21 protein-coding genes are annotated in these 19549 nt (G+C 71.1%); 13 read left to right on the forward strand and 8 right to left on the reverse strand.

Annotated features, from left to right (window positions below; all coding sequences use genetic code 11):
• Positions 1-7: 7 nt before the first annotated feature.
• From OG448_RS25030 to OG448_RS25050, 5 genes are all read right to left on the reverse strand, one after another.
• On the reverse strand, positions 8-748 hold the full coding sequence (locus OG448_RS25030; RefSeq protein WP_405558950.1) for an FAD:protein FMN transferase: 741 nt from the start codon (positions 746-748) through the stop codon (positions 8-10).
• A 55-nt stretch (positions 749-803) separates the two neighbouring features.
• Positions 804-1562: an FMN-binding protein gene (locus tag OG448_RS25035; protein WP_405557035.1), complete on the reverse strand. Its 759-nt coding sequence runs from the start codon at positions 1560-1562 to the stop codon at positions 804-806.
• Positions 1563-1578: 16 nt separating this feature from the next.
• Entirely contained in the window at positions 1579-2961 is a 1383-nt protein-coding gene (locus OG448_RS25040) for a ferric reductase-like transmembrane domain-containing protein (RefSeq protein ID WP_405557037.1), read from the reverse strand.
• An 88-nt stretch (positions 2962-3049) separates the two neighbouring features.
• Positions 3050-3757 (reverse strand): L,D-transpeptidase, encoded by a 708-nt coding sequence (locus OG448_RS25045; RefSeq protein ID WP_405557039.1) that lies wholly within the window; start codon positions 3755-3757, stop codon positions 3050-3052.
• A gap of 3 nt (positions 3758-3760) precedes the next feature.
• Positions 3761-4348: a pyridoxamine 5'-phosphate oxidase family protein gene (locus OG448_RS25050; RefSeq protein ID WP_405557041.1), complete on the reverse strand. Its 588-nt coding sequence runs from the start codon at positions 4346-4348 to the stop codon at positions 3761-3763.
• Between the two features lie 91 nt (positions 4349-4439).
• Here OG448_RS25050 and OG448_RS25055 point away from each other — a divergent pair, with 91 nt between their 5' ends.
• From OG448_RS25055 to OG448_RS25075, 5 genes are all read left to right on the forward strand, one after another.
• Positions 4440-5642: an argininosuccinate synthase gene (locus OG448_RS25055; protein ID WP_405557043.1), complete on the forward strand. Its 1203-nt coding sequence runs from the start codon at positions 4440-4442 to the stop codon at positions 5640-5642.
• Between the two features lie 100 nt (positions 5643-5742).
• Positions 5743-7179: an argininosuccinate lyase gene (gene argH, locus OG448_RS25060; protein WP_405557044.1), complete on the forward strand. Its 1437-nt coding sequence runs from the start codon at positions 5743-5745 to the stop codon at positions 7177-7179.
• Positions 7180-7348: 169 nt separating this feature from the next.
• Positions 7349-8320: an aldo/keto reductase gene (locus tag OG448_RS25065; RefSeq protein WP_405557045.1), complete on the forward strand. Its 972-nt coding sequence runs from the start codon at positions 7349-7351 to the stop codon at positions 8318-8320.
• Between the two features lie 54 nt (positions 8321-8374).
• Positions 8375-8926 carry a TetR/AcrR family transcriptional regulator gene (locus OG448_RS25070; protein ID WP_405557047.1) on the forward strand — a complete coding sequence of 184 codons (552 nt, stop codon included), beginning with the start codon at positions 8375-8377 and terminating at the stop codon, positions 8924-8926.
• Positions 8923-10443, forward strand: coding sequence for an MFS transporter (locus OG448_RS25075; protein ID WP_405557049.1), 1521 nt, complete (start codon positions 8923-8925; stop codon positions 10441-10443). The genes OG448_RS25070 and OG448_RS25075 overlap by 4 nt, the downstream gene beginning before the upstream one ends.
• 62 nt (positions 10444-10505) lie before the next feature.
• Here OG448_RS25075 and OG448_RS25080 read toward each other — a convergent pair whose 3' ends face one another.
• Entirely contained in the window at positions 10506-11135 is a 630-nt protein-coding gene (locus tag OG448_RS25080) for a lysophospholipid acyltransferase family protein (RefSeq protein ID WP_373310086.1), read from the reverse strand.
• 315 nt (positions 11136-11450) lie between these two features.
• Here OG448_RS25080 and OG448_RS25085 point away from each other — a divergent pair, with 315 nt between their 5' ends.
• The 3 genes from OG448_RS25085 to OG448_RS25095 all read left to right on the forward strand — a co-directional run bounded on the left by OG448_RS25085 (position 11451) and on the right by OG448_RS25095 (position 13776).
• Complete coding sequence (locus tag OG448_RS25085) at positions 11451-12626, forward strand: glycerophosphodiester phosphodiesterase (RefSeq protein ID WP_405557050.1); 1176 nt, start codon at positions 11451-11453, stop codon at positions 12624-12626.
• A 101-nt stretch (positions 12627-12727) separates the two neighbouring features.
• Positions 12728-13234 carry an RNA polymerase sigma factor gene (locus OG448_RS25090; RefSeq protein ID WP_405557052.1) on the forward strand — a complete coding sequence of 169 codons (507 nt, stop codon included), beginning with the start codon at positions 12728-12730 and terminating at the stop codon, positions 13232-13234.
• A gap of 44 nt (positions 13235-13278) precedes the next feature.
• Complete coding sequence (locus OG448_RS25095) at positions 13279-13776, forward strand: GNAT family N-acetyltransferase (protein ID WP_405558953.1); 498 nt, start codon at positions 13279-13281, stop codon at positions 13774-13776.
• A 21-nt stretch (positions 13777-13797) separates the two neighbouring features.
• On the opposite strand, the gene OG448_RS25100 is transcribed toward OG448_RS25095, so the two are convergent.
• Positions 13798-14217 carry a hypothetical protein gene (locus tag OG448_RS25100; RefSeq protein WP_399572549.1) on the reverse strand — a complete coding sequence of 140 codons (420 nt, stop codon included), beginning with the start codon at positions 14215-14217 and terminating at the stop codon, positions 13798-13800.
• 1 nt (position 14218) lies between these two features.
• Positions 14219-14578: a hypothetical protein gene (locus tag OG448_RS25105; RefSeq protein WP_391299939.1), complete on the reverse strand. Its 360-nt coding sequence runs from the start codon at positions 14576-14578 to the stop codon at positions 14219-14221.
• A gap of 610 nt (positions 14579-15188) precedes the next feature.
• On the opposite strand from OG448_RS25105, the gene OG448_RS25110 reads away from it, so the two are divergent.
• From OG448_RS25110 to OG448_RS25130, 5 genes are all read left to right on the forward strand, one after another.
• Positions 15189-16229 carry a methionine ABC transporter ATP-binding protein gene (locus OG448_RS25110; RefSeq protein WP_405557054.1) on the forward strand — a complete coding sequence of 347 codons (1041 nt, stop codon included), beginning with the start codon at positions 15189-15191 and terminating at the stop codon, positions 16227-16229.
• Positions 16226-16960, forward strand: coding sequence for an ABC transporter permease subunit (locus OG448_RS25115; protein ID WP_391299943.1), 735 nt, complete (start codon positions 16226-16228; stop codon positions 16958-16960). Before OG448_RS25110 ends, OG448_RS25115 begins: the two co-directional genes overlap by 4 nt.
• 77 nt (positions 16961-17037) lie before the next feature.
• The gene (locus OG448_RS25120) at positions 17038-17868 is read left to right on the forward strand and encodes a MetQ/NlpA family ABC transporter substrate-binding protein (protein ID WP_405557057.1); all 831 of its coding nucleotides are present in this window, start codon (positions 17038-17040) and stop codon (positions 17866-17868) included.
• Positions 17869-17912: 44 nt separating this feature from the next.
• On the forward strand, positions 17913-18746 hold the full coding sequence (locus OG448_RS25125) for a MetQ/NlpA family ABC transporter substrate-binding protein (RefSeq protein ID WP_405557058.1): 834 nt from the start codon (positions 17913-17915) through the stop codon (positions 18744-18746).
• Positions 18747-18888: 142 nt separating this feature from the next.
• Positions 18889-19527 carry a GNAT family N-acetyltransferase gene (locus tag OG448_RS25130; protein ID WP_405557060.1) on the forward strand — a complete coding sequence of 213 codons (639 nt, stop codon included), beginning with the start codon at positions 18889-18891 and terminating at the stop codon, positions 19525-19527.
• Positions 19528-19549: the final 22 nt, after the last annotated feature.

Raw genomic sequence — 19549 nt, forward strand, 5'->3', positions numbered from 1 at the left:
CACCCGCTCAGCCCAGCCGGGTCGCCAGACCCCCGGTGCAGCGGACCTCGTCGCCCGCCGTGATCAGCAGGCCCTCCACGTCCGGGAGGGACTCCAGCCAGGCCAGGCCCGCGCGGGAGCCCATGGCGAAGGCGGCGGTGGCCCAGCAGTCCGCCCAGGTCAGCCGGGGGGTCACCACTGTCACGGCGACCAGGTCGGTCACCGCGGAGCGGCCGGTGCGCGGGTCGACGATGTGCGCGCCCCGCTCCGCCGTGCCCGAGGTCGCCACCGCCAGCTCGTCCGTGCCGGCCGCCGACACCACCGCCGCCAGCCCGCCCGGCCGGAGCGGATCGGCCACGCCCACCCGCCAGGCCCGGTGCGGCTCGGGCGCGCCCAGCATCTGGACGTCACCCCCGCCGTTCACGCTGACCCCGCACACCCCGGTGACGGCGGCCAGCGTGCGCGTGGCCCGCTCGGCGGACCAGCCCTTGACGATCCCGGTGGGGTCGAGCGTCCCCCGGTACCGGGTGCTGAACCAGCCGTCGCTCACCCGCTCCGCCTCGGCCGCCAGCGCCAGCACCTCGCGCACCTCGGGGGCGCACTGGTCCGGGGTCAGCTCCTCGCGGGCCAGCCGGGACACCTCGCTGTCCTCGCGGTAGGTGCTGAACACGGCGTCGACCCGGTGCAGTCCCGCGACCGCCGTCTCCAGCGCCGCGCGCACCTCGTCGGGGTCGCCGCCGCGCACGTCGAAGGAGAAGACGGTCCCCATGACCTCCTCCGCGTGCCGCAGCACATGCGGTGTCCCCGCCCGCTCGGCCACCGTCTCAGCCACCGGCCTGATCCAGCGCGGACTGGAGCGACTTCTTGTACCCGGTGCTGGTGTAGGTCGCCCCGGACACCGAGTCGATCTCCGCGCTGCCCGCGGCGACCGCCGCCTGGTTCAGCCGGGGCACCGCGAGCGCGGTCTTCTCGTCGCTCGTCGGGCCCTTCGGCGCCTGGACCGCCTCCGCCTTGGTGAGCTTCTTCCCGCTGAGCGTGACCCGCACCTGGACGGCCCCGTACGGTGTCTGCTCCGCGCTGCCGGTGACCGTACGCGCCTGGGCCGCCCCCGAACTCCCGCCGCCAGAACCCTTCTTGACCTGGTCCAGCGCCGACTGGAGCGACTTCTTGTACCCCGTGCTGGTGTACGTCGCCCCCGACACCGAGTCGATGTCCGCGTTCTGCGTCGCCAGGACCGCCTGGTTCAGCCGGGGCACCGCGAGCGCGGTCTTCTCGTCGCTCGTCGGACCCTTCGGCGCCTCGACGGCCTCCGCCTTGGTGATCTTCCCGCCGCTGACCGTCAGCCGGACCCGCACGGCACCGTACGGCGTCTGCGCCGCGTCCCCGGTCACCGTGCCGGCCTGGTCCGACGCCTGGGCGCCGCCGGACCCGCCCTGCGGCGACTCCTGCGCGGCCGCCGACGCCGGCGGGGCGGCCGCCGAGGCCGGGTCGGACCCGGGCTTCAGCGACAGCAGCAGCACGACACCGGACACGGTGGCCGCGGTGGCCAGCATCACGCGCCGAATGGGGTGGCTCTTCCTCATGGTTCCTGAGCTCCGCTCACATCTCGAACGACTCGTGATGGATACGCCGGGCGGGGACCCCCGCGCCGCGCAGTGCCTCGTACACCGCCTGCGCGAAGCCGGGCGGCCCGCACATGAAGACGTCGTGGCGGTCGATGTCGGGCATCTTGCGCCGGAGGTTCTCCGCCGAGATGTCCGGCCGCTCGCCCTCCGGGCTGTTCACCGCGTACATCAGCCGGGCACCCCGCTCCTCGGCGATGGCGGCCAGTTCGTCCCACAGGGCGAGGTCCTGCGTGGTGTTGGCCCGGTACAGCAGGGTGATGTCACCGGAGGCGCCCGGCAGTGTCTCGAACAGCGCGCGCATCGGCGTGATCCCGACCCCGCCCGCGACCAGCAGCACCTTGCCCCGGCTGCGGCGCTGCGCGGTGAGCGCCCCGTACGGGCCCTCCGCCCACACCCGCGTGCCCGGCGTCAGCTCGCGCAGCCGCGCGCTGTGGTCGCCGATCGCCTTGACGGTGATCCGCAGCATGCCCGGCCGGGGCGCGGCCGACAGCGAGTACGGGTGCGAGCTGAACCGCATCCCCGGCGCCAGGAACCGCCAGCGGAAGAACTGGCCCGCCTCCGCGCCCATCCGGTGCAGCTTCCGCCCGGAGATCAGCACCGACACGATGCCTGGCGACTCCTCGATCACCGCCTCCACCCGCATCCGGTGCCGCAGGTTCAGCCGGACCGGCACGATGACCCGGTACCAGAGCACCAGCGCGGTCACCACGCCGTACAGCACGTACCAGAAGGTCTTCGCCATCGGCTCGACCGCGAAGTCGTTGCCGGTGGTGATCTGGTGCCAGAAGGTCAGGAACACCGCCGCGTACGTCAGCAGATGCACGTGGTACCAGGTGTCGTACGGCAGCCTGCGCCGCACGACACCGATGGACGAGAGCCCGATCACCACGAACAGGCCGGTGCCGATGGCCGCCTTGCCCATGTCGGGGAGCTGGTTCACCGAGTCGACGGTCTGCTGGACGATGTCGCCGAGCGACTTGCCCGCCTGGAGGGCGTACCCCCACATGATGAGGAAGACGTGCGCCAGGACCAGGCTCAGCGTGTAGCGGCCGCTCATCGCGTGCCAGCGGGCCACCCGGTCCGAGCCGACCCGCCGCTCCAGTGCCGGTACGCGCGCCATCTGGAGCACGACCAGCGCCATGAGGTATCCGGCGAGCAGACCGGTGATCCGCCCGGCGTTCAGCACCCGGCCGGCGTTGTCGGCGATCGAGGGGGTGTTGTGCCACCAGAGCCACAACACGGCCGCCGCGCCCGCCCACACCGCGAGCAGCAGTGGGACGGCCGGCGAGCGGCGCGGGCGGATGCGGCGCATCGTCTGGCGGCGGGCGGCACGTCCGCCTGCGAGCGTGGTGGTCACTGTTCCTCCGGGGGACTTGACCCTTGGCCCACAGATACGTGCGGTGCGGGCGGAGTGTTCAGCGTCCCGGCGGGTGACCTGGCGGGGGTCAGTATCGGACGAGCGCGGTGGCCCCGGTCTCCGTCCCGATGGCGATGTGCGGGCGGCGGGACGGGTCGGTCCAGTGGAGGATCTCGGTCATGGCGTCGGCGGGTACGGAGACGCAACCCGCCGTCGCCGCCTTGCCGTTGACGTGGAGGAAGATGCCCGCCCCGCGGCCGCGCACCGGGTGGTGGTAGTTGAAGCCGATGACGAGGGCATGGGCGTACTGGGTGGCGTAGGAGACCAGGTGCTCGGACTCCGAGGCGCGGCAGTCGGCGGGGAGGGGGTCGACCCAGCGGTTGTAGGCGGGGGAGTCGTTGTCCTGGCACCACCAGGAACTCTCCTGCACCGACAGGTACTTGATCCGTGTCCCGGCCGGGGCCGCCTCGATGCCGAAGCCGAACGGGAGGTCGTACAGCCCGGTCGGTGTGGTGCTGGTGCCCTGCTGGCGCCCGGTGCCCTCCACCAGGCCGCCGGACCCGAACCGCGCGGGCGCGGTCCCGGCCGCCGCCCAGTGGCCGTGCCGCAGGTCCCACCACGTGAGGGTGCCGGTGGTGGAGCCTGAGTCCGGAGCCTCGGCGGTGATGAGCTGGGTGCCCCCGCCGGTGTCCGCCAGCCGTGCGGGCAGCGGGGTGCCGGCGGGCGGCTCGGCGGGCGCGAGCCCGAGCGCGCAGAAGGAGGCGGACACGAGGGCGGTGACCAGGCGGCGGCGCATGGCTCAGACCGTAGAGGGCGGCAGCGGCAACGGCAGGCCGGGCAGCCCGTCGATGCTCGTGGCGATGTGCTCCTTCCCGGTGAAGTACTCGCTGAGCGAGGCGTCGTCCTCCCTGCCGAACCGCCGCCGGTGCGAATCGCGGTCCTCCTCGTAGACCATGCGGGGCACGGCATACCCGCAGGAGTCCCGCACCAGCTCGGCGTGCACCACGATGACCGCCCGCAGGCCGTGCGGGGCCGGGTCGATGCCGGGGAAGGCGGCCAGCAGATCGCCGAAGCGCGGGTCGTCGCGGAAGACCGGCTCGCCCCGGCCGTGCACGCGCACGATGTTCGGCGGGCCCTGGAAGGCGCACCACATGAGGGTGATCCGGCCGTTCTCCCGCAGGTGGGCCACGGTCTCCGCGTTGGAGCCCGCGAAGTCGAGGTAGGCCACCGTCAGCTCGTCCAGCACGACGAAGGAGCCCTTGAGTCCCTTGGGGGAGAGGTTCACCGTGCCGTCGCCGGCCAGGGGGGCGGTCGCCGTGAAGAAGAGGGGCTGCTCCTCGATGAATCTCCGGAGTCTGCCGTCGATGCGCTCATATGTCTTTCCCATGCCCGCTGCCTACCCCACCTCCGCGATTGACGAATCATGCGGAGTTCTGCATACTCATGCATATCAGCGAATGCACGTGAGGAGAGAACCCGTGACCGAGCGCGTCGTACTCGCCTACTCAGGCGGACTGGACACCTCCGTCGCCATCGGCTGGATCGCCGAGGAGACGGGCGCCGAGGTCATCGCCGTTGCGGTGGACGTCGGCCAGGGCGGCGAGGACCTGGACGTCATCCGCAAGCGCGCCCTCGCGTGCGGTGCCGTCGAAGCCGAAGTGGCCGACGCCAAGGACGAGTTCGCCGAGGAGTACTGCCTCCCGGCGATCAAGGCGAACGCCCTGTACATGGACCGCTACCCGCTGGTGTCCGCCCTCTCCCGGCCGACGATCGTCAAGCACCTCGTCGCCGCCGCGCAGAAGCACGGCGCCACCACGGTCGCCCACGGCTGCACCGGCAAGGGCAACGACCAGGTCCGCTTCGAGGCCGGCATCGTCGCCCTCGCCCCCGACCTGAAGTGCATCGCCCCGGTCCGCGACTACGCGATGACCCGGGACAAGGCGATCGCCTTCTGCGAGGCGAAGAACCTCCCGATCGCCACCACCAAGAAGTCCCCGTACTCCATCGACCAGAACGTCTTCGGGCGCGCCGTAGAGACGGGCTTCCTGGAGGACATCTGGAACGCCCCGATCGAGGACATCTACGAGTACACGTCCAACCCGGCCGAGGCCCGCGAGGCCGACGAGGTCGTCGTCACCTTCGAGCGCGGCGTGCCCGTCGCCATCGACGGCCGTCCGGTCACCGTCCTCCAGGCCATCCAGCAGCTCAACGAGCGCGCGGGCGCCCAGGGCATCGGCCGGATCGACATGGTCGAGGACCGTCTCGTCGGCATCAAGTCCCGTGAGGTGTACGAGGCTCCGGGCGCCATCGCCCTGATCACCGCCCACCAGGAGCTGGAGAGCGTCACCGTCGAGCGCGAACTCGCCCGCTACAAGCGGCAGGTGGAGCAGCGCTGGGGCGAACTGGTCTACGACGGCCAGTGGTTCTCCCCGCTCAAGCGGGCGCTGGACGGCTTCATCACCGAGGCCAACGAGCATGTCTCCGGCGACGTCCGGATGACCCTGCACGGTGGCCGCGCCGTCGTCACGGGCCGCCGGTCCCAGTCGTCGCTGTACGACTTCAGCCTCGCCACCTACGACACCGGCGACACCTTCGACCAGGCCGCGGCCAAGGGCTTCATCGACATCTACAGCCTGTCGTCGAAGATCGCGGCGCGGCGTGATCTGACAGGCGAAGCCTGACGTGGACCTCGCGTAGGCGACGTCGTCAAGCAGCCCGAACGCCTCCCCGCCTGCAAGGGTGGGGAGGCGGTGGCACACCACGAGCTCGAGGAGCAACGCAGTGAGCAGCAACAGCGGTGACGTACGGCTCTGGGGCGGCCGTTTCGCCGACGGTCCCGCCGAGGCCCTGGCCAAGCTGTCCGCGTCCGTCCACTTCGACTGGCGGCTCGCCCCCTACGACATCGCCGGGTCCCGCGCCCACGCGCGTGTGCTGCACACGGCGGGGCTGCTCACCGAGGACGAGCTGACCCGGATGCTCGCGGGGCTCGACCAGCTCGAAGCCGACGTGGCCTCCGGCGAGTTCGTCGGCACGATCGCCGACGAGGACGTGCACACCGCCCTGGAGCGCGGCCTGCTGGAGCGGCTCGGCCCCGACCTCGGCGGCAAGCTCCGCGCGGGCCGGTCGCGCAACGACCAGGTCGCCACCCTCTTCCGGATGTACCTGCGCGACCACGCCCGGATCATCGGCGGCCTGATCGCGGACCTCCAGGACGCCCTGGTCGGCCTCGCCGAGGCCCACCCGGACGTGGCCATGCCCGGCCGCACCCATCTCCAGCACGCCCAGCCGGTGCTCTTCGCCCACCATGTGCTGGCCCACGTCCAGTCCCTCGGGCGGGACGCCGAGCGACTGCGGCAGTGGGACGAGCGCACCGCGGTCTCGCCGTACGGCTCCGGCGCGCTCGCCGGTTCCTCCCTCGGCCTGGACCCCGAGGCGGTCGCCCGCGACCTCGGCTTCGAGCGGGGGAGCGCGGGCAACTCCATCGACGGCACGGCCTCGCGGGACTTCGCGGCGGAGTTCGCCTTCATCACCGCGATGATCGGCATCGACCTCTCGCGGATCGCGGAGGAGATCATCATCTGGAACACGAAGGAGTTCTCCTTCGTCACCCTGCACGACGCCTTCTCCACCGGCTCCTCGATCATGCCGCAGAAGAAGAACCCGGACATCGCGGAGCTGGCGCGCGGCAAGTCCGGGCGGCTGATCGGCAACCTCACGGGCCTGCTGGCCACGCTGAAGGCGCTGCCGCTCGCCTACAACCGCGACCTCCAGGAGGACAAGGAGCCCGTCTTCGACTCCTGCGACCAGCTCGAGGTGCTGCTCCCCGCCTTCACCGGCATGATCGCCACCCTCACCGTCCACCGCGAGCGCATGGAGGAACTGGCCCCGGCCGGCTTCTCCCTCGCCACCGACATCGCCGAGTGGCTGGTCCGCCAGGGCGTCCCGTTCCGCGTCGCCCACGAGGTCGCGGGGGAGTGCGTCAAGGTCGCGGAGGCCGACGGCAAGGAACTGGACGACCTCACGGACGAGCAGTTCGCCAAGATCTCCCCGCATCTGACCCCGGAGGTGCGTACGGTCCTGAACGTCCAGGGCGCGCTCGCGTCCCGCAACGGCAGGGGCGGTACGGCCCCGAGCGCCGTGGCGGTGCAACTGGCGGAGGTGAAGCAGGACTTGGCCGCCCAGCACGCATGGGCCAAGGCCAAGGGAAACCCCCTCTAGGGGTGCGGGGCTGTATCGATCTGCGGCTGCCGCCGCGTGAGCGCGACCAGCCACGCCCCACCCGCAGCCGCCCAGGAGCCGAATCACCCGAGCTCCTGGGCGGCCCGCCGCACGGCACCGGTTACGTTGGTCGCGCGCCCCACTGGAGCCGATCGAACGGACCACCGCGATGCCCTTCGCCCGCCTCTCCTCCGCGACCACCCCCACCTGCCACCTCGGCCTGGGCCTCGCCGCGGTCGGCCGCCCCGGCTACATCAACCTCGGCCGGGACCGTGACCTCGGAGAGGACCGCAGCGCCGACGCACTGCGCGCGCGTACGCACGAACTCCTCGACGCCGCCTACGCCCAGGGCGTCCGCTACTTCGACGTCGCCCGCTCCTACGGCCGCAGCGAGGAGTTCCTCGCGGAGTGGCTGAAGGCCCGCCCGGCGGCCGACGACGTGGTGGTCGGCAGCAAGTGGGGCTACACCTACACCGCCGACTGGTCCACCGAGGCCGAGCGGCACGAGGTCAAGGACCACACCCTCGCCACGTACGAGCGGCAGCGCGCCGAGACCGACGCCCTGCTCGGGGACCGGCTGGACCTCTACCAGATCCACTCCCTCACCCCCGACAGCCCGGCCCTCACCGACCGCGCCCTGCACGCCCGCCTCGCCGAAGCGGCCGCGGGCGGCCTCACCATCGGCTTCTCCACCAGCGGCCCCGCCCAGGCCGACACCGTCCGGGCCGCGCTGGAGATCACCGTCGACGGCACGCCCCTCTTCGGCACCGTGCAGTCCACGTACAACGCGCTGGAGACCTCGGCCGGGCCCGCGCTGGCGGAGGCGCACGACGCCGGGCTCACGGTGATCGTCAAGGAGGGCATGGCCAACGGCCGGCTCGCCCCGGAGCACGCGCCCGGGGCCCTGCGGGACATCGCCGAGGAGACCGGCCTCGGCTGCGACGCCGTGGCCCTCGCCCTGATCCTCTGCCGCCCCTGGGCCGGTGTCGTCCTGTCCGGCGCCGCGACCCTCCCCCAGCTCGGCTCCAACCTCCATGCCGCCGCCGTCGACCTCACCGACGACCAGCGAACCCGGCTCGACGCCCTCGCGGAAGACCCGCACACCTACTGGGCGCGGCGCGGCGAGCTGCCCTGGCACTGAGACCCTCATGCCCGTGATGAGACACTCATGTCTCACACGATGTACCCTTGTCTCATGGCTCTCGACCGTGACCACGTGCTGCGCTCCGCCGCCGCCCTGCTGACCCGCAAGTCCACCGCGACCATGGACGAGGTCGCGCGCGCCGCCGGGATCAGCCGTGCCACGCTCCACCGCCACTTCGCCGGCCGCGACGCGCTGGTCCGCGCGCTGGAGGCGCTCGGCATCGCGGAGTGCGAGGCGGCGCTCGACCGCGCCCGGCTGGACGAGGGCCCCGCCGCCGACGCCGTACGCCGCCTGGTGAACGAGATCCAGCCCGCCGCCGGACTGCTCGCCTTTCTCTACGGCGAGAACCAGCTCTGGGAGGGCGAGGGGCAGAACACCGGCTGGCTGAGCCTGGACACCCGGATCAGCGCCCTCTTCCGACGCGGCCAGCGCGACGGCGAACTCCGTATCGACCTCACCCCTGGCTGGCTCACCGAAGCGTTCTACGGGCTGATCACCTCGTGCGCCTGGGCCGCTGTGGACGGCCGCGTGGCCTCCCGGGACTTCTCCATGATGGTCGCCGAACTGCTGCTCGGCGGCGCGCTGCGCAGGGCGGAATCATGACCAGCACCCTGCGCCCCGTACGCCTTGAGACCGAGCGGCGCCCCGGCCGCTGGCTCGCGCTCGCGGTACTCGTCCTCGCCGTCCTGCTGGTCGCCGTCGACGCCACCGTCCTCGGCCTCGCCACCCCCTACATCAGCGAGGACCTGCACCCCTCCGGTACCCAACTGCTGTGGATCGGGGACGTCTACTCGTTCGTCATCGCCGGACTGCTCGTCTCGATGGGCAGCCTCGGCGACCGCGTCGGCCGCAAGCGCGTTCTGCTGTGTGGCGCGGCCGCGTTCGGCGCGATCTCGGTGCTGAACGCCTACGCGAGCACGCCCGGCCTGTTGATCCTGGCGCGGGCCCTGCTCGGCGTCGCGGGCGCGACCCTGATGCCCGCGACCCTCGCCCTGATCCGCAACCTCTTCCACGACCCGCGCGAGCGCAGTCTCGCCATCGGGATCTGGGGCGCCACCGCCTCCGCCGGCACGGCCGTCGGCCCGATCGTGGGCGGCTTCCTGCTGGAGCACTTCTGGTGGGGCTCGGTGTTCCTGATCAACCTGCCGGTGATGGCGGTCCTGGTCCTGGTCGGCATCCGCACCCTGCCCGAGTCCCGCGACCCGAACCCGGGGCCGTGGGACCTGGTGAGCGTGCTGCTGTCCCTGGTCGGGATGCTCGCCCTGGTCTACGCGGTCAAGGAGGCCGCCACCCACGGCTTCGGCCCGCTCACCCTGGCCACCGGCCTGCCGGGCGCCGCCGCGCTGTACGGGTTCGTCCGCCGCCAGCTCACCCTGCCGACCCCGCTGCTCGACATGCGGCTCTTCCGGCACCGGGGCTTCAGCGGGGCGGTGCTCGCGGATCTGCTGACCGTGCTCGGGATGTCGGGGCTGGTGTTCTTCCTGTCCCAGTTCCTGCAACTGGTCCAGGGCAGGCACCCGTTCGAGGCGGGCCTCGCCGAACTGCCCGCCGCCGTCGGCGCGGTGGTGGCCGGCCTCATCGCGGGCCGCGCGGCGCGCCGCTTCTCGGTACGCGCGGTGGTCTCCGGCGGCCTCGCCGCGATCGGCGTATCCCTCGCCGTCCTCACCACGCTCGACGGGGCCACCGGCTACCCGCTGCTCGGCGCCGCCCTGCTGATCGTCGGCATCGGTGCGGGCTTCTCCTTCACCGTCACCTCCGACGTGATCCTCTCCAGCGTCGACCGCCACCGCGCCGGCGCCGCCTCAGCGGTCTCGGAAACGGCCTACGAACTGGGCGCGGCCCTGGGCATCGCCCTACTGGGCTCGATCGTCACAGCCGCCTACCGCGACTTCACGGCTCCGGCGGGCACCCCGGAAACGGCCCACGAGTCCCTGGGCGCGGCAGTGGAAGCGTCAGCGGCCTTGCCCGCACCGACGTCCCAGGCATTGCTGGAGGCGGCCAGGGAGTCGTTCGTACACGGCCTGCACCTGGCGTCGGGAGCAGGGGCGGCGGTGTTGCTGGCGGCGTCGGCAGCGGCATGGCTCCTGCTGAAGGACCAACGCCTGGACAGAGGCTTTTAGGTCTTCAGGGGCGCGGGGAGGTGCGCGGCCGGCCCCCACGCACCCGCACCCGAGAAGATCGCTCAGGCAGCCTTCGCCTTGGTGGCGTACATGTCCACGTACTCCTGCCCGGACAGCCGCATGACCTCAGCCATCACGGAATCGGTCACCGCACGCAGCACGTACCGATCCCGATCCATCCCCTCGTACCGAGAGAACTCCATGGGCTCACCGAACCGCACAGTGACCTTCCCCGGCCGGGGAAACCCCTTCCCCCCGGGCTGAAGCTTGTCCGTACCGATCATGGCGAACGGCACCACCGGCGCCCCCGTCATCAGGGTGAGCCGGGCGATCCCCGTGCGCCCCCGGTAAAGCCGCCCATCGGGGGAGCGGGTCCCCTCGGGGTAGATCCCGAAGACCTTGCCCTCCTCCAGAACCCGGCGCCCGGTCATCAGCGCGGCCACACCACCGTTCGCGCCGTCCCGGTCCACCGGGATCATGCCGACGCCGGTGAAGAACCAGGCCATCGCCCGCCCCTTGATCCCCTTGCCGGTGACGTACTCGTCCTTGCCGATGAACTGCACCTGCCGCTTGGACACCACCGGCAGCACGATCGAATCGATGAACGTGAGGTGGTTGCCCGCCAGGATCACCGGGCCCTCACCGGGGATGCGCTCGAGACCCTCCACCTGGGGGCGGAACATCAGGCGCATGGCCGGCGCGAGCACTGCCTTGATGAGCGCGAAGCGGGACAACGGGTCCTCCAGGCCGAGCGGACGATATGAGTCTGTGCAGGTGAGGACATTACTCGCGGCTATGGGGAAAGCGCACATCGGGCCGCGCGATTCACCGAGGTCTTACGTGTTGTTGACACTGGCTCACCGCCGACGGGCCATCAGCCGGCACCCGCGTGTTCCCGCCGAGGTCTCCCCTCCGTCATGTTCACGCCCCTACGATCGGCGCGCACCCCAAGAGACACAGCCAGGTCAGACCCCAGAAGACGCACATGACGAGAGCGGGAGACGCGTATGGAAAGCGACCGGACCAACCAGCCCTCGCGCGCGACCGGACGGCGCGCGGTCCTCGGTGCGGCGGTGCTCGGCGCGGGCGGGGCGGTCCTCGGACTGCCCTCCGCCGCCCACGCGGCCGGCACCCGGACGGCAGGGTCCGGCGGACGCGGCCTGAAGAGCCTGCCGGTGCCGACGATCATCGGCCACCGGGGTGCCAGCGGCTACCGCCCCGAGCACACCTTCGGCTCCTACGACCTCGCGCTCGAACTCGGCGCCGACATCGTGGAGGCCGGTGACCTGGTGCCCACCAAGGACGGGCATCTCGTCTGCCGCCACGAGCCCGAGATCGGCGGCACCACCGACGTCGCCTCGCACCCCGAGTTCGCCGGCCGGAAGACCACCAAGGTCCTCGACGGCGTCTCCGTCACCGGCTGGTTCACCGAGGACTTCACGCTCGCCGAGCTGAAGACGCTGCGCGCCGTCGAGCGCATCCCGGCCAACCGCCCGCACAACACCCTCTACAACGGCCGCTGGGAGATCCCCACCTTCGAAGAGGTCCTGAAGTGGCAGGACGCCCGCAGCCGTGAGCGCGGCCGCCAGGTGTGGATCTACCCCGAGCTGAAGCACCCCACCTACTTCCGCCGCCTCGGCCTGGACCCGGAGCAGCGGGTGGCCAAGCTGCTGCGCAAGTACGGCAAGGACACCCGGAATTCGCCGGTCGTCCTGCAGTCCTTCGAGCCGACCAGCATCCAGCGGCTCAACCGGATCGTCGACAATCCGCTGGTCGTCCTGCTGGACGCCGCGGGCACCCGCCCGTACGACTTCGTCGCCACCGGCGACCCCCGTACGGTGGCCGACCTCGTCACGCCCAAGGGGCTGCGCGAGATCGCGGGATACGCCCAGGGCATCGGCCCCACCCTGGACCTGGTCATCCCGAAGAAGTCCGACGGCACTCTGGGCGAGCCGACCCGGCTGGTCGCCGACGCGCACAAGGTCGGCCTGATCCTGCACCCGTACACCATGCGCAACGAGAACCCCTTCCTCCCGGCCGAGTTCCGCAAGGGCGGTGACCCGGACGGCTACGGCGACGTGTTCGGCGCGTACCGCACCTACTTCGCCACCGGGATCGACGGCGTCTTCACCGACAACGCCGACACCGGGGTGCTGGCCCGCGCCGACTTCCTGGGCCACTGAGACCGGGCGGGGCGTCAACACCGGCGCCCCGCACCCGCTGATCCGGGTGACAGCGCGCCGTTCCGGAAACCCGCAGGCCGGGACGGCGCGTCTCGACGCATATGACCCACGACCTGCTGACCGATCTGCGCCCGCTCCTCACCGCGGAGGCGTCCGCCGAGGCACATGCCTCCGGGAGCGAACCAGGCGATCTGGAGCAGGCCGTCTGGCTCCGGCTGCTGGAGCGGCTGGAGAGCCAGGGCCCGCCGCCGGACCCCTCCGGCTGGCTGCGCGAAGCCGTACGCGACGAGGGCCGGCTCAGCCGCCGTACCCACGGCGTGGAGCGGCCCTACGACGGCGAACCCGCAGACGAGACCCGGCACGGCCCCGAACAGCTCGCCCTCAGCGCCGCCCGGCGCCGGGTGGTGCGCGACGCGGTCCGCAGACTGCCCGGCCGCTGTCCGCGGATCATGGCGGCCCTGCTCTCCCCGCGCGACCTCACCTACCGCGAGATCGCGGGGGAGTTGGGCATCTCACAGGGCAGCCTCGGCCCGGAACGCTCCAGATGTCTGGGATGTCTGCGACGAATGCTGGCGGCGGAGGTTGCCAGTCCCGAAGCACGGGGATAGAGGTGGGGGACAACAGTGATCAGGTGAGCGGGAGGCATGCGCACATGGGCATGAGCGTGACCATCGCGGCGGCGGCCGAGCCGGACGCGGAGCAGATCTTCCGGCTCCAGTACCTCTGCTTCCAGAGCGAGGCCGCGCGCTACGGGAACTACCGCATCGACCCGCTGGTGCAGAGCCTGGACCAGGTCCGCGAGGAGGTCGCCGCCGACTGCGTCTTCGTGGCCCGGCTCGGTGACGAAGTGGTCGGCTCGGTGCGCGGCCGGCTCACCGAGGACGGCGCGGCCGCCATCGGCATGCTCTGCGTCCACCCCCGCCTCCAGGGCCACGGCATCGGCGCCCGCCTGCTGGGCGCGGCCGAGAAGGCGCTCGCCGAGCAGCGCGGCGCCACCACGTACCGGATGCACACCGGGCACCGCAGCGAGAACGGGCTGCGGCTCTGCCGCAAGCTGGGCTACCGGGCCGTGGGCCGCTCGCTGGGCGCCGACGGCGTCGAGATGATCGTGCTGGAGAAGCCGGCGGCCGCCTACGCGGCCACGGCCTGACGCACCTGGGGGCAGGCGGTCTCAGGCCGCCTGCCGCCGCCGTGCCGCGCGCAGCCAGTACAGCGCGGTCAGGGGCAGCAGTACGGGGATGAAGACGTACCCCATCCCGTAGTCCGACCACACGGTCGCGTCCGGGAACGCGGACGGCTCGACCAGCGTCCAGGTGCCCACGATCAGCACCCCGGCCAGCTCGGCGGCGCAGCACACCACCGCCGCCCGGCGGGCCGTCTCGCCGCCCCGGACCAGGGTGTAGGTGATGAACCCGTACACCACGCCCGCGAGCGCCGAGAGCGAGTAGGCGAGCGGTGCCCGGTCGAACTCCGTGGCGATCTGGTACACCGAGCGCGACACGGCGCCGACCACCATCACGCCGTAGAACCAGACCAGCAGCATGCCCGGCCCGCTGATCAGCCGGGCCGGCTTCTCCTCCAGCGCCGTCATGTCAGCCTCCCCAGATGTCAAAGAGCCGTACTTCGAGGACGGCCAGCACCACGCCGCCCGCCGCGACCGTCACCGAACCCCAACGCGTGCGCTCGGCCAGCGACATGAAGCCCGCCGCCGGGACGCACGCCAGCGCGCCCAGCAGATACGCCACGAAGATCGTCGTGCCCTGGTCCGGCTTCTCGCCCCGCGCCAGCAGCACGATCCCGACGGCCAACTGGACCACGGCAAGCAGGGACACCACGGCCATGCCGATGAAGTGCCAGTCCTTGGTCGGCTGGTCCCGGTGTGCGGCCCAGCCGCACCAGGCCGCCAGCAGCAGCGCGGCGATCCCGGTCGCCAGCGTCAGGGCATTGAGCATGCGGAGACCTTATTACGGCCGAATCGGACGCCCGCCGCCGCCCCCGGCGTGCGCACGAGGGCCGTGGCGTTGGCCACAGCCGCCCGCGCCGCAGGGCCGGACAGCACTCCTCTCCGATGCGCTCCCGCCCCTTGCTGACGCGGGTGACCCGCCGCTGACCTGGGCCGGTGCGTCTCACCGGCACCATCCACGTCTGTCCAGCATGTGGACAGGGCTCTCCGGTCCGCGCGGCCGGTCTGGTTTACTGACCGCATGACCACGACGAGCAGCCGCACCCTTGCGACCGAGGCGACCCACACGCCCGGTGCTCGTTGTATGTGTCGCATGACGTGCCGAATGCGCGCCTTCTAGAGGGCCCCCGCACCACCGACGAGCCTCGCGCCCCGAAGCGAGAGCCATGGCCCGGCCCGGCTCCGGAACACCGGCGTACCGGACCCCGTGCCGTTCGCGCACACGCTGTTCTCCCCGGTTCACTCGCCACCGCGAGAACCGTGCCGCGTCCCTGAAATGCCATCCCATGCACCTTCCCCCAAGCTCTCGGCTTCGCTCGAGCAGGGGGACCCCCATCGGGCACACCCGCGCCCGGTACTCGACAGTGACGGAAACCCCTGTGATCACCACCTCGGGCCTGACCAAGGTCTACCGCTCGCGCGGCCGCGAGGTCACCGCCCTCGACGGCGTCGACCTCCACGTCCGCGAAGGCGAGGTCTACGGCGTCATCGGCCAGTCCGGCGCCGGAAAGTCCTCCCTGATCCGCTGCGTCAACCTGCTGGAGCGTCCCACCGCCGGCACCGTGACCGTCGCCGGGCAGGACCTCACCGCCCTCGCCGGACGCGGACCGCGTGCGGGCCGGGAACTGCGCCGGGCCCGCAGCCACATCGGCATGGTCTTCCAGCACTTCAACCTGCTGTCCTCGCGCACCGTGCAGGACAACATCGAGCTGCCGCTGGAGATCCTCGGCAAGTCCGGCAAGGAGCGCTCCCGCAAGGCGCTGGAACTCCTCGACCTCGTCGGCCTCGCCGACAAGGCGAAGTCCCACCCGGCCCAGCTCTCCGGCGGCCAGAAGCAGCGCGTCGGCATCGCCCGCGCCCTGGCCGGGGACCCGAAGGTGCTGCTCTCCGACGAGGCCACCAGCGCCCTCGACCCGGAGACCACCCGCTCCATCCTCCAGCTGCTGCGCGACCTGAACCGGCAACTGGGTCTGACCGTCCTGCTGATCACCCACGAGATGGACGTGGTGAAGTCGATCTGCGACTCCGCCGCGCTCATGGAGAAGGGACGCATCGTGGAATCCGGCACCGTCAGCGAACTGCTGGCCACCCCCGGCTCGCAGTTGGCCTCCGCCCTGTTCCCGGTCGGCGGCGAGGCGAGCGCGGACGACCGCACCGTCCTCGACATCACCTTCCACGGCGAGGCGGCCACCCAGCCGGTCGTCTCCCAGCTGGCCCGCACCTACAACATCGAGATCTCGATCCTCGGCGCGGCCATCGACACCGTCGGCGGCCTCCAGATCGGCCGGATGCGCATCGAACTGCCCGGCCGCTACGAGGACAACGTGGTGCCGGTCGGCTTCCTGCGCGAGCAGGGCCTCCAGGTCGACGTGGTCGGCACCGAGGGTGAGCCCGCTCTGGTGAAGGAGGGTGCGAAGTGACCTGGTCCGAGATACAGCCGCTGCTGTCCCAGGCGTGTTCCGAGACGTTCTCGATGGTGCTCTGGTCCACCCTGATCGCCATCGCCCTCGGCCTGCCGCTGGGCATCCTCCTGGTCCTCACCGAACGCGGCGGACTGCTCCAGAACGTCGTCGCCAACAAGGTGATCGGCCAGGTCGTGAACGTCGGCCGCTCCATGCCGTTCATCATCCTGATGGTCGCGCTGATGAGCTTCACCCGCTGGGTGACCGGCACCACCATCGGCACCACCGCCGCGATCGTGCCGCTCGCCATCGGCGGCATCCCGTTCTTCGCCCGGCTGGTCGAGACGGCCGTCCGCGAGGTGGACGGCGGACTCGTCGAGGCCGTGCAGGCCATGGGCGGCAACAGTTGGACCATCGTCCGCAAGGTGCTCATCCCCGAGGCGCTGCCCTCGCTGATCGCCAGCACCACCACGACGATCATCGCGCTCATCGGCTACTCGGCCATGGCCGGCACGGTCGGCGGCGGCGGACTCGGCGACCTCGCCGTCCGCTACGGCTACCAGCGCTTCGAGACCGGACTGATGTGGATCACCGTCGGCATCCTCGCCGTCGTCATCTCCCTCATCCAGTTCGCCGGTGACTTCGCCGCCCGCTCCCTGCACGGCCGCGGCGGCTCCGGGCCGGTGCCCAAGCTGCGCCTGCTGAAGGCCAAGGAGCCGGCCGCCGCCGACATCGGCAAGGTCGCCTGACCGCACTCGCACGTCCCCGAAGACTCCCCGGCCACCCAAGCCCGGGGTCGCACCACCCTTAAGGAAAGGCACTTTTCGTGCGTAACACCGCCAAGCTCACCACCGCCGTCCTCGCCGCCGGAGCCCTCACCCTCGGGCTCTCCGCCTGCGGCTCCGGAAAGGACTCCGGCTCCACCGACACCAGCGGACCGCTGATCGTCGCCGCGAGCCCGACCCCGCACGCCGAGATCCTGAACTTCGTCAGCAAGAACCTGGCGAAGAAGGCCGGACTCGACCTCCAGGTCAAGGAGTTCACCGACTACATCACGCCGAACACGGCCACCGAGGACGGCTCGGTCGGAGCCAACTACTTCCAGAACCAGCCGTACCTCGACGACTTCAACAAGAAGCGCGGCACCCACATCGTGCCCGTCGTCACGGTTCACCTGGAACCGCTCGGCCTCTACTCCCACAAGGTCAAGAAGGCGGACGACCTCAAGAGCGGTGCGACCGTCGCCGTGCCCAACGACGCCGTCAACGAGGCCCGCGCGCTCAAGCTGCTGGCCGCCAACAAGCTGATCACCCTCAAGGACGGCGTCGGCTCCGAGGCCACTCCCGCCGACATCACCAAGAACCCCAGGAACCTGAAGTTCAAGGAGGTCGAGGCGGCCCAGACCCCGCGCTCCCTGGACGACGTGGATGCGGCGGTCGTCAACGGCAACTACGCCATATCCTCCGGCCTCAAGCCCGCCAAGGACGCCATCGTCCTGGAGTCCGCGAAGAACAGCCCCTACGGCAACTTCCTCGCGGTGAAGAAGGGCAACGAGGACGACCCGCGGGTCAAGAAGCTGGCGAAGCTGCTCACCTCGCCCGAGGTGAAGAAGTTCATCCAGGACAAGTACCAGGGCTCCGTCATCCCCTCGTTCTGACCGCTCCCGGCAGCCAGACCCCGACCGCTCAAGGGGATCGACACATGCGCAAGACCGTATGGCTCGCGGCGGCCACCGCCGCGGCCCTCTCGCTCGGCCTGACCGCCTGCGGCTCAGGCGCGGCCACCGGCAAGGGAGGTGACGACGACGGCCCGCTCGTCGTCGGCGTCACCCCCGTCCCCGCCGGTGAAGTGCTCCACCACATCGACGACGAGCTCGCCGCCAAGGCCGGACTCAAGCTGGAGATCAAGGAGTTCACGGACTACGTCCTGCCGAACACCGCGCTCCAGGAGGGCACGCTCGACGCCAACCTCTACCAGAACCAGCCGTTCCTGGACGACTTCAACAAGTCCAAGGGCACGGACCTGGTCTCGGTGGTGAAGGCGTACCTGCCGCCCATGGGGGTCTACTCCCACAAGGTCAAGGACGTCACCAAGCTCCGCGACGGCGCCACCGTCGGCGTGCCCAACGACCTCACCAACGAGGCCCGTGCGCTCAAGCTGCTCGCCGCCGCCGGCGTCATCGAGCTGAAGCCCGGAGCGGGCTCCGACGCCTCCCCGGCCGACGTCACCGGCAACCCCCGGCACCTGAAGTTCCAGGAGATGGAGGCCGCCCAGCTTCCGCGCTCCCTGGACGACATGGACGCCGCCGTCATCAACAACAACTTCGCCCAGGACGCGGGCCTCAGCCCCACCAAGGACGCCGTCTACCTGGAGTCCGCTAAGAACAACCCCTACGCCAACCTCCTCGCGGTCAAGAAGGGCAACGAGGACGACCCGCGAGTGAAGAAGCTGGCGAAGCTGCTGACCTCGCCCGAGGTGAAGAAGTTCATCGAGGACAAGTACAAGGGGTCGGTCCTGCCCGTCAGCGGCAACTGACCTTCGCGCACCGGGCCCGCCCTCGCCTCCCTCGGCGGAGGCGGGCCCGTGCGTGCGTTCCGGTGCTGTCATGCTGCATGCTGGGCAGTTCAGCGGGGCCCTGACGGACCCTCACGAATCATCGAAGGTTACGGAGTGGCGCATGGCTAGCACCTTCCCCAACATCTCCATCTCGACGGAGCGGTTGGTGCTGCGTCCACTCGACGAGGACGACCTGCCCGCCCTGGCCGAGATGATGAACGACGAGCAGGTGGCCGCCTGGACGGACGTCCCCCAGCCCTTCACCGAGGACGGCGCCCGGCGCTGGATCACCCAGTACGCGCCCGCCGAACGCGCCGCCGGGCGCGGCATCGACCTCGCCGTCACCGAGTTCCTCACCCAGCGCCTGGTCGGCATCGTCCAGCTCGGCAAGACCAACTGGCGCATCCGGTCCACCGAGCTGTCGTACATCATCGCCCCCTGGGCGCGCGGCGAGGGCTACGCCTCCGAGGCCGCGTTCGCCACCGCCAAGTGGCTCTTCGGCGACCAGCGCTTCGAGCGCATCGAACTGCGCACCGCCGCCGACAACACCGCCTCCCAGCAGGTCGCCCAGAAGATCGGCTGCATCAGCGAGGGCGTGCTCCGCAACGCTTGCATAGTCCACGTGCGCACCGAGGACGGCACCTGGACCGACATGCGCACCGACTTCATCGTGTGGAGCCTGCTGCCCGAGGACCTCGAGGGCAGCGACGAACAGCTCGCCGACAGCCGGGGCTTCGGCTCCTACGCCCAGTGGAACTGACCCCGCCCCGCCGCCCCGCCGC

Source organism: Streptomyces sp. NBC_01171 (genome assembly GCF_045039805.1).
Lineage (GTDB): Bacteria > Actinomycetota > Actinomycetes > Streptomycetales > Streptomycetaceae > Streptomyces.

Bases quoted from the DNA above. Each gene is read 5' to 3' on its own strand.
- OG448_RS25050 (WP_405557041.1), bottom strand. From the start codon at position 4,348: ATGGGAAAGACATATGAGCGCATCGACGGCAGACTCCGGAGATTCATC.
- OG448_RS25035 (WP_405557035.1), bottom strand. From the start codon at position 1,562: ATGAGGAAGAGCCACCCCATTCGGCGCGTGATGCTGGCCACCGCGGCC.
- OG448_RS25090 (WP_405557052.1), top strand. From the start codon at position 12,728: ATGACCCACGACCTGCTGACCGATCTGCGCCCGCTCCTCACCGCGGAG.
- OG448_RS25085 (WP_405557050.1), top strand. From the start codon at position 11,451: ATGGAAAGCGACCGGACCAACCAGCCCTCGCGCGCGACCGGACGGCGC.
- OG448_RS25030 (WP_405558950.1), bottom strand. From the start codon at position 748: ATGGGGACCGTCTTCTCCTTCGACGTGCGCGGCGGCGACCCCGACGAG.
- OG448_RS25070 (WP_405557047.1), top strand. From the start codon at position 8,375: ATGGCTCTCGACCGTGACCACGTGCTGCGCTCCGCCGCCGCCCTGCTG.
- OG448_RS25080 (WP_373310086.1), bottom strand. From the start codon at position 11,135: ATGCGCCTGATGTTCCGCCCCCAGGTGGAGGGTCTCGAGCGCATCCCC.
- OG448_RS25100 (WP_399572549.1), bottom strand. From the start codon at position 14,217: ATGACGGCGCTGGAGGAGAAGCCGGCCCGGCTGATCAGCGGGCCGGGC.
- OG448_RS25130 (WP_405557060.1), top strand. From the start codon at position 18,889: ATGGCTAGCACCTTCCCCAACATCTCCATCTCGACGGAGCGGTTGGTG.
- OG448_RS25125 (WP_405557058.1), top strand. From the start codon at position 17,913: ATGCGCAAGACCGTATGGCTCGCGGCGGCCACCGCCGCGGCCCTCTCG.
- OG448_RS25095 (WP_405558953.1), top strand. From the start codon at position 13,279: ATGGGCATGAGCGTGACCATCGCGGCGGCGGCCGAGCCGGACGCGGAG.
- OG448_RS25075 (WP_405557049.1), top strand. From the start codon at position 8,923: ATGACCAGCACCCTGCGCCCCGTACGCCTTGAGACCGAGCGGCGCCCC.
- OG448_RS25065 (WP_405557045.1), top strand. From the start codon at position 7,349: ATGCCCTTCGCCCGCCTCTCCTCCGCGACCACCCCCACCTGCCACCTC.
- OG448_RS25105 (WP_391299939.1), bottom strand. From the start codon at position 14,578: ATGCTCAATGCCCTGACGCTGGCGACCGGGATCGCCGCGCTGCTGCTG.
- OG448_RS25045 (WP_405557039.1), bottom strand. From the start codon at position 3,757: ATGCGCCGCCGCCTGGTCACCGCCCTCGTGTCCGCCTCCTTCTGCGCG.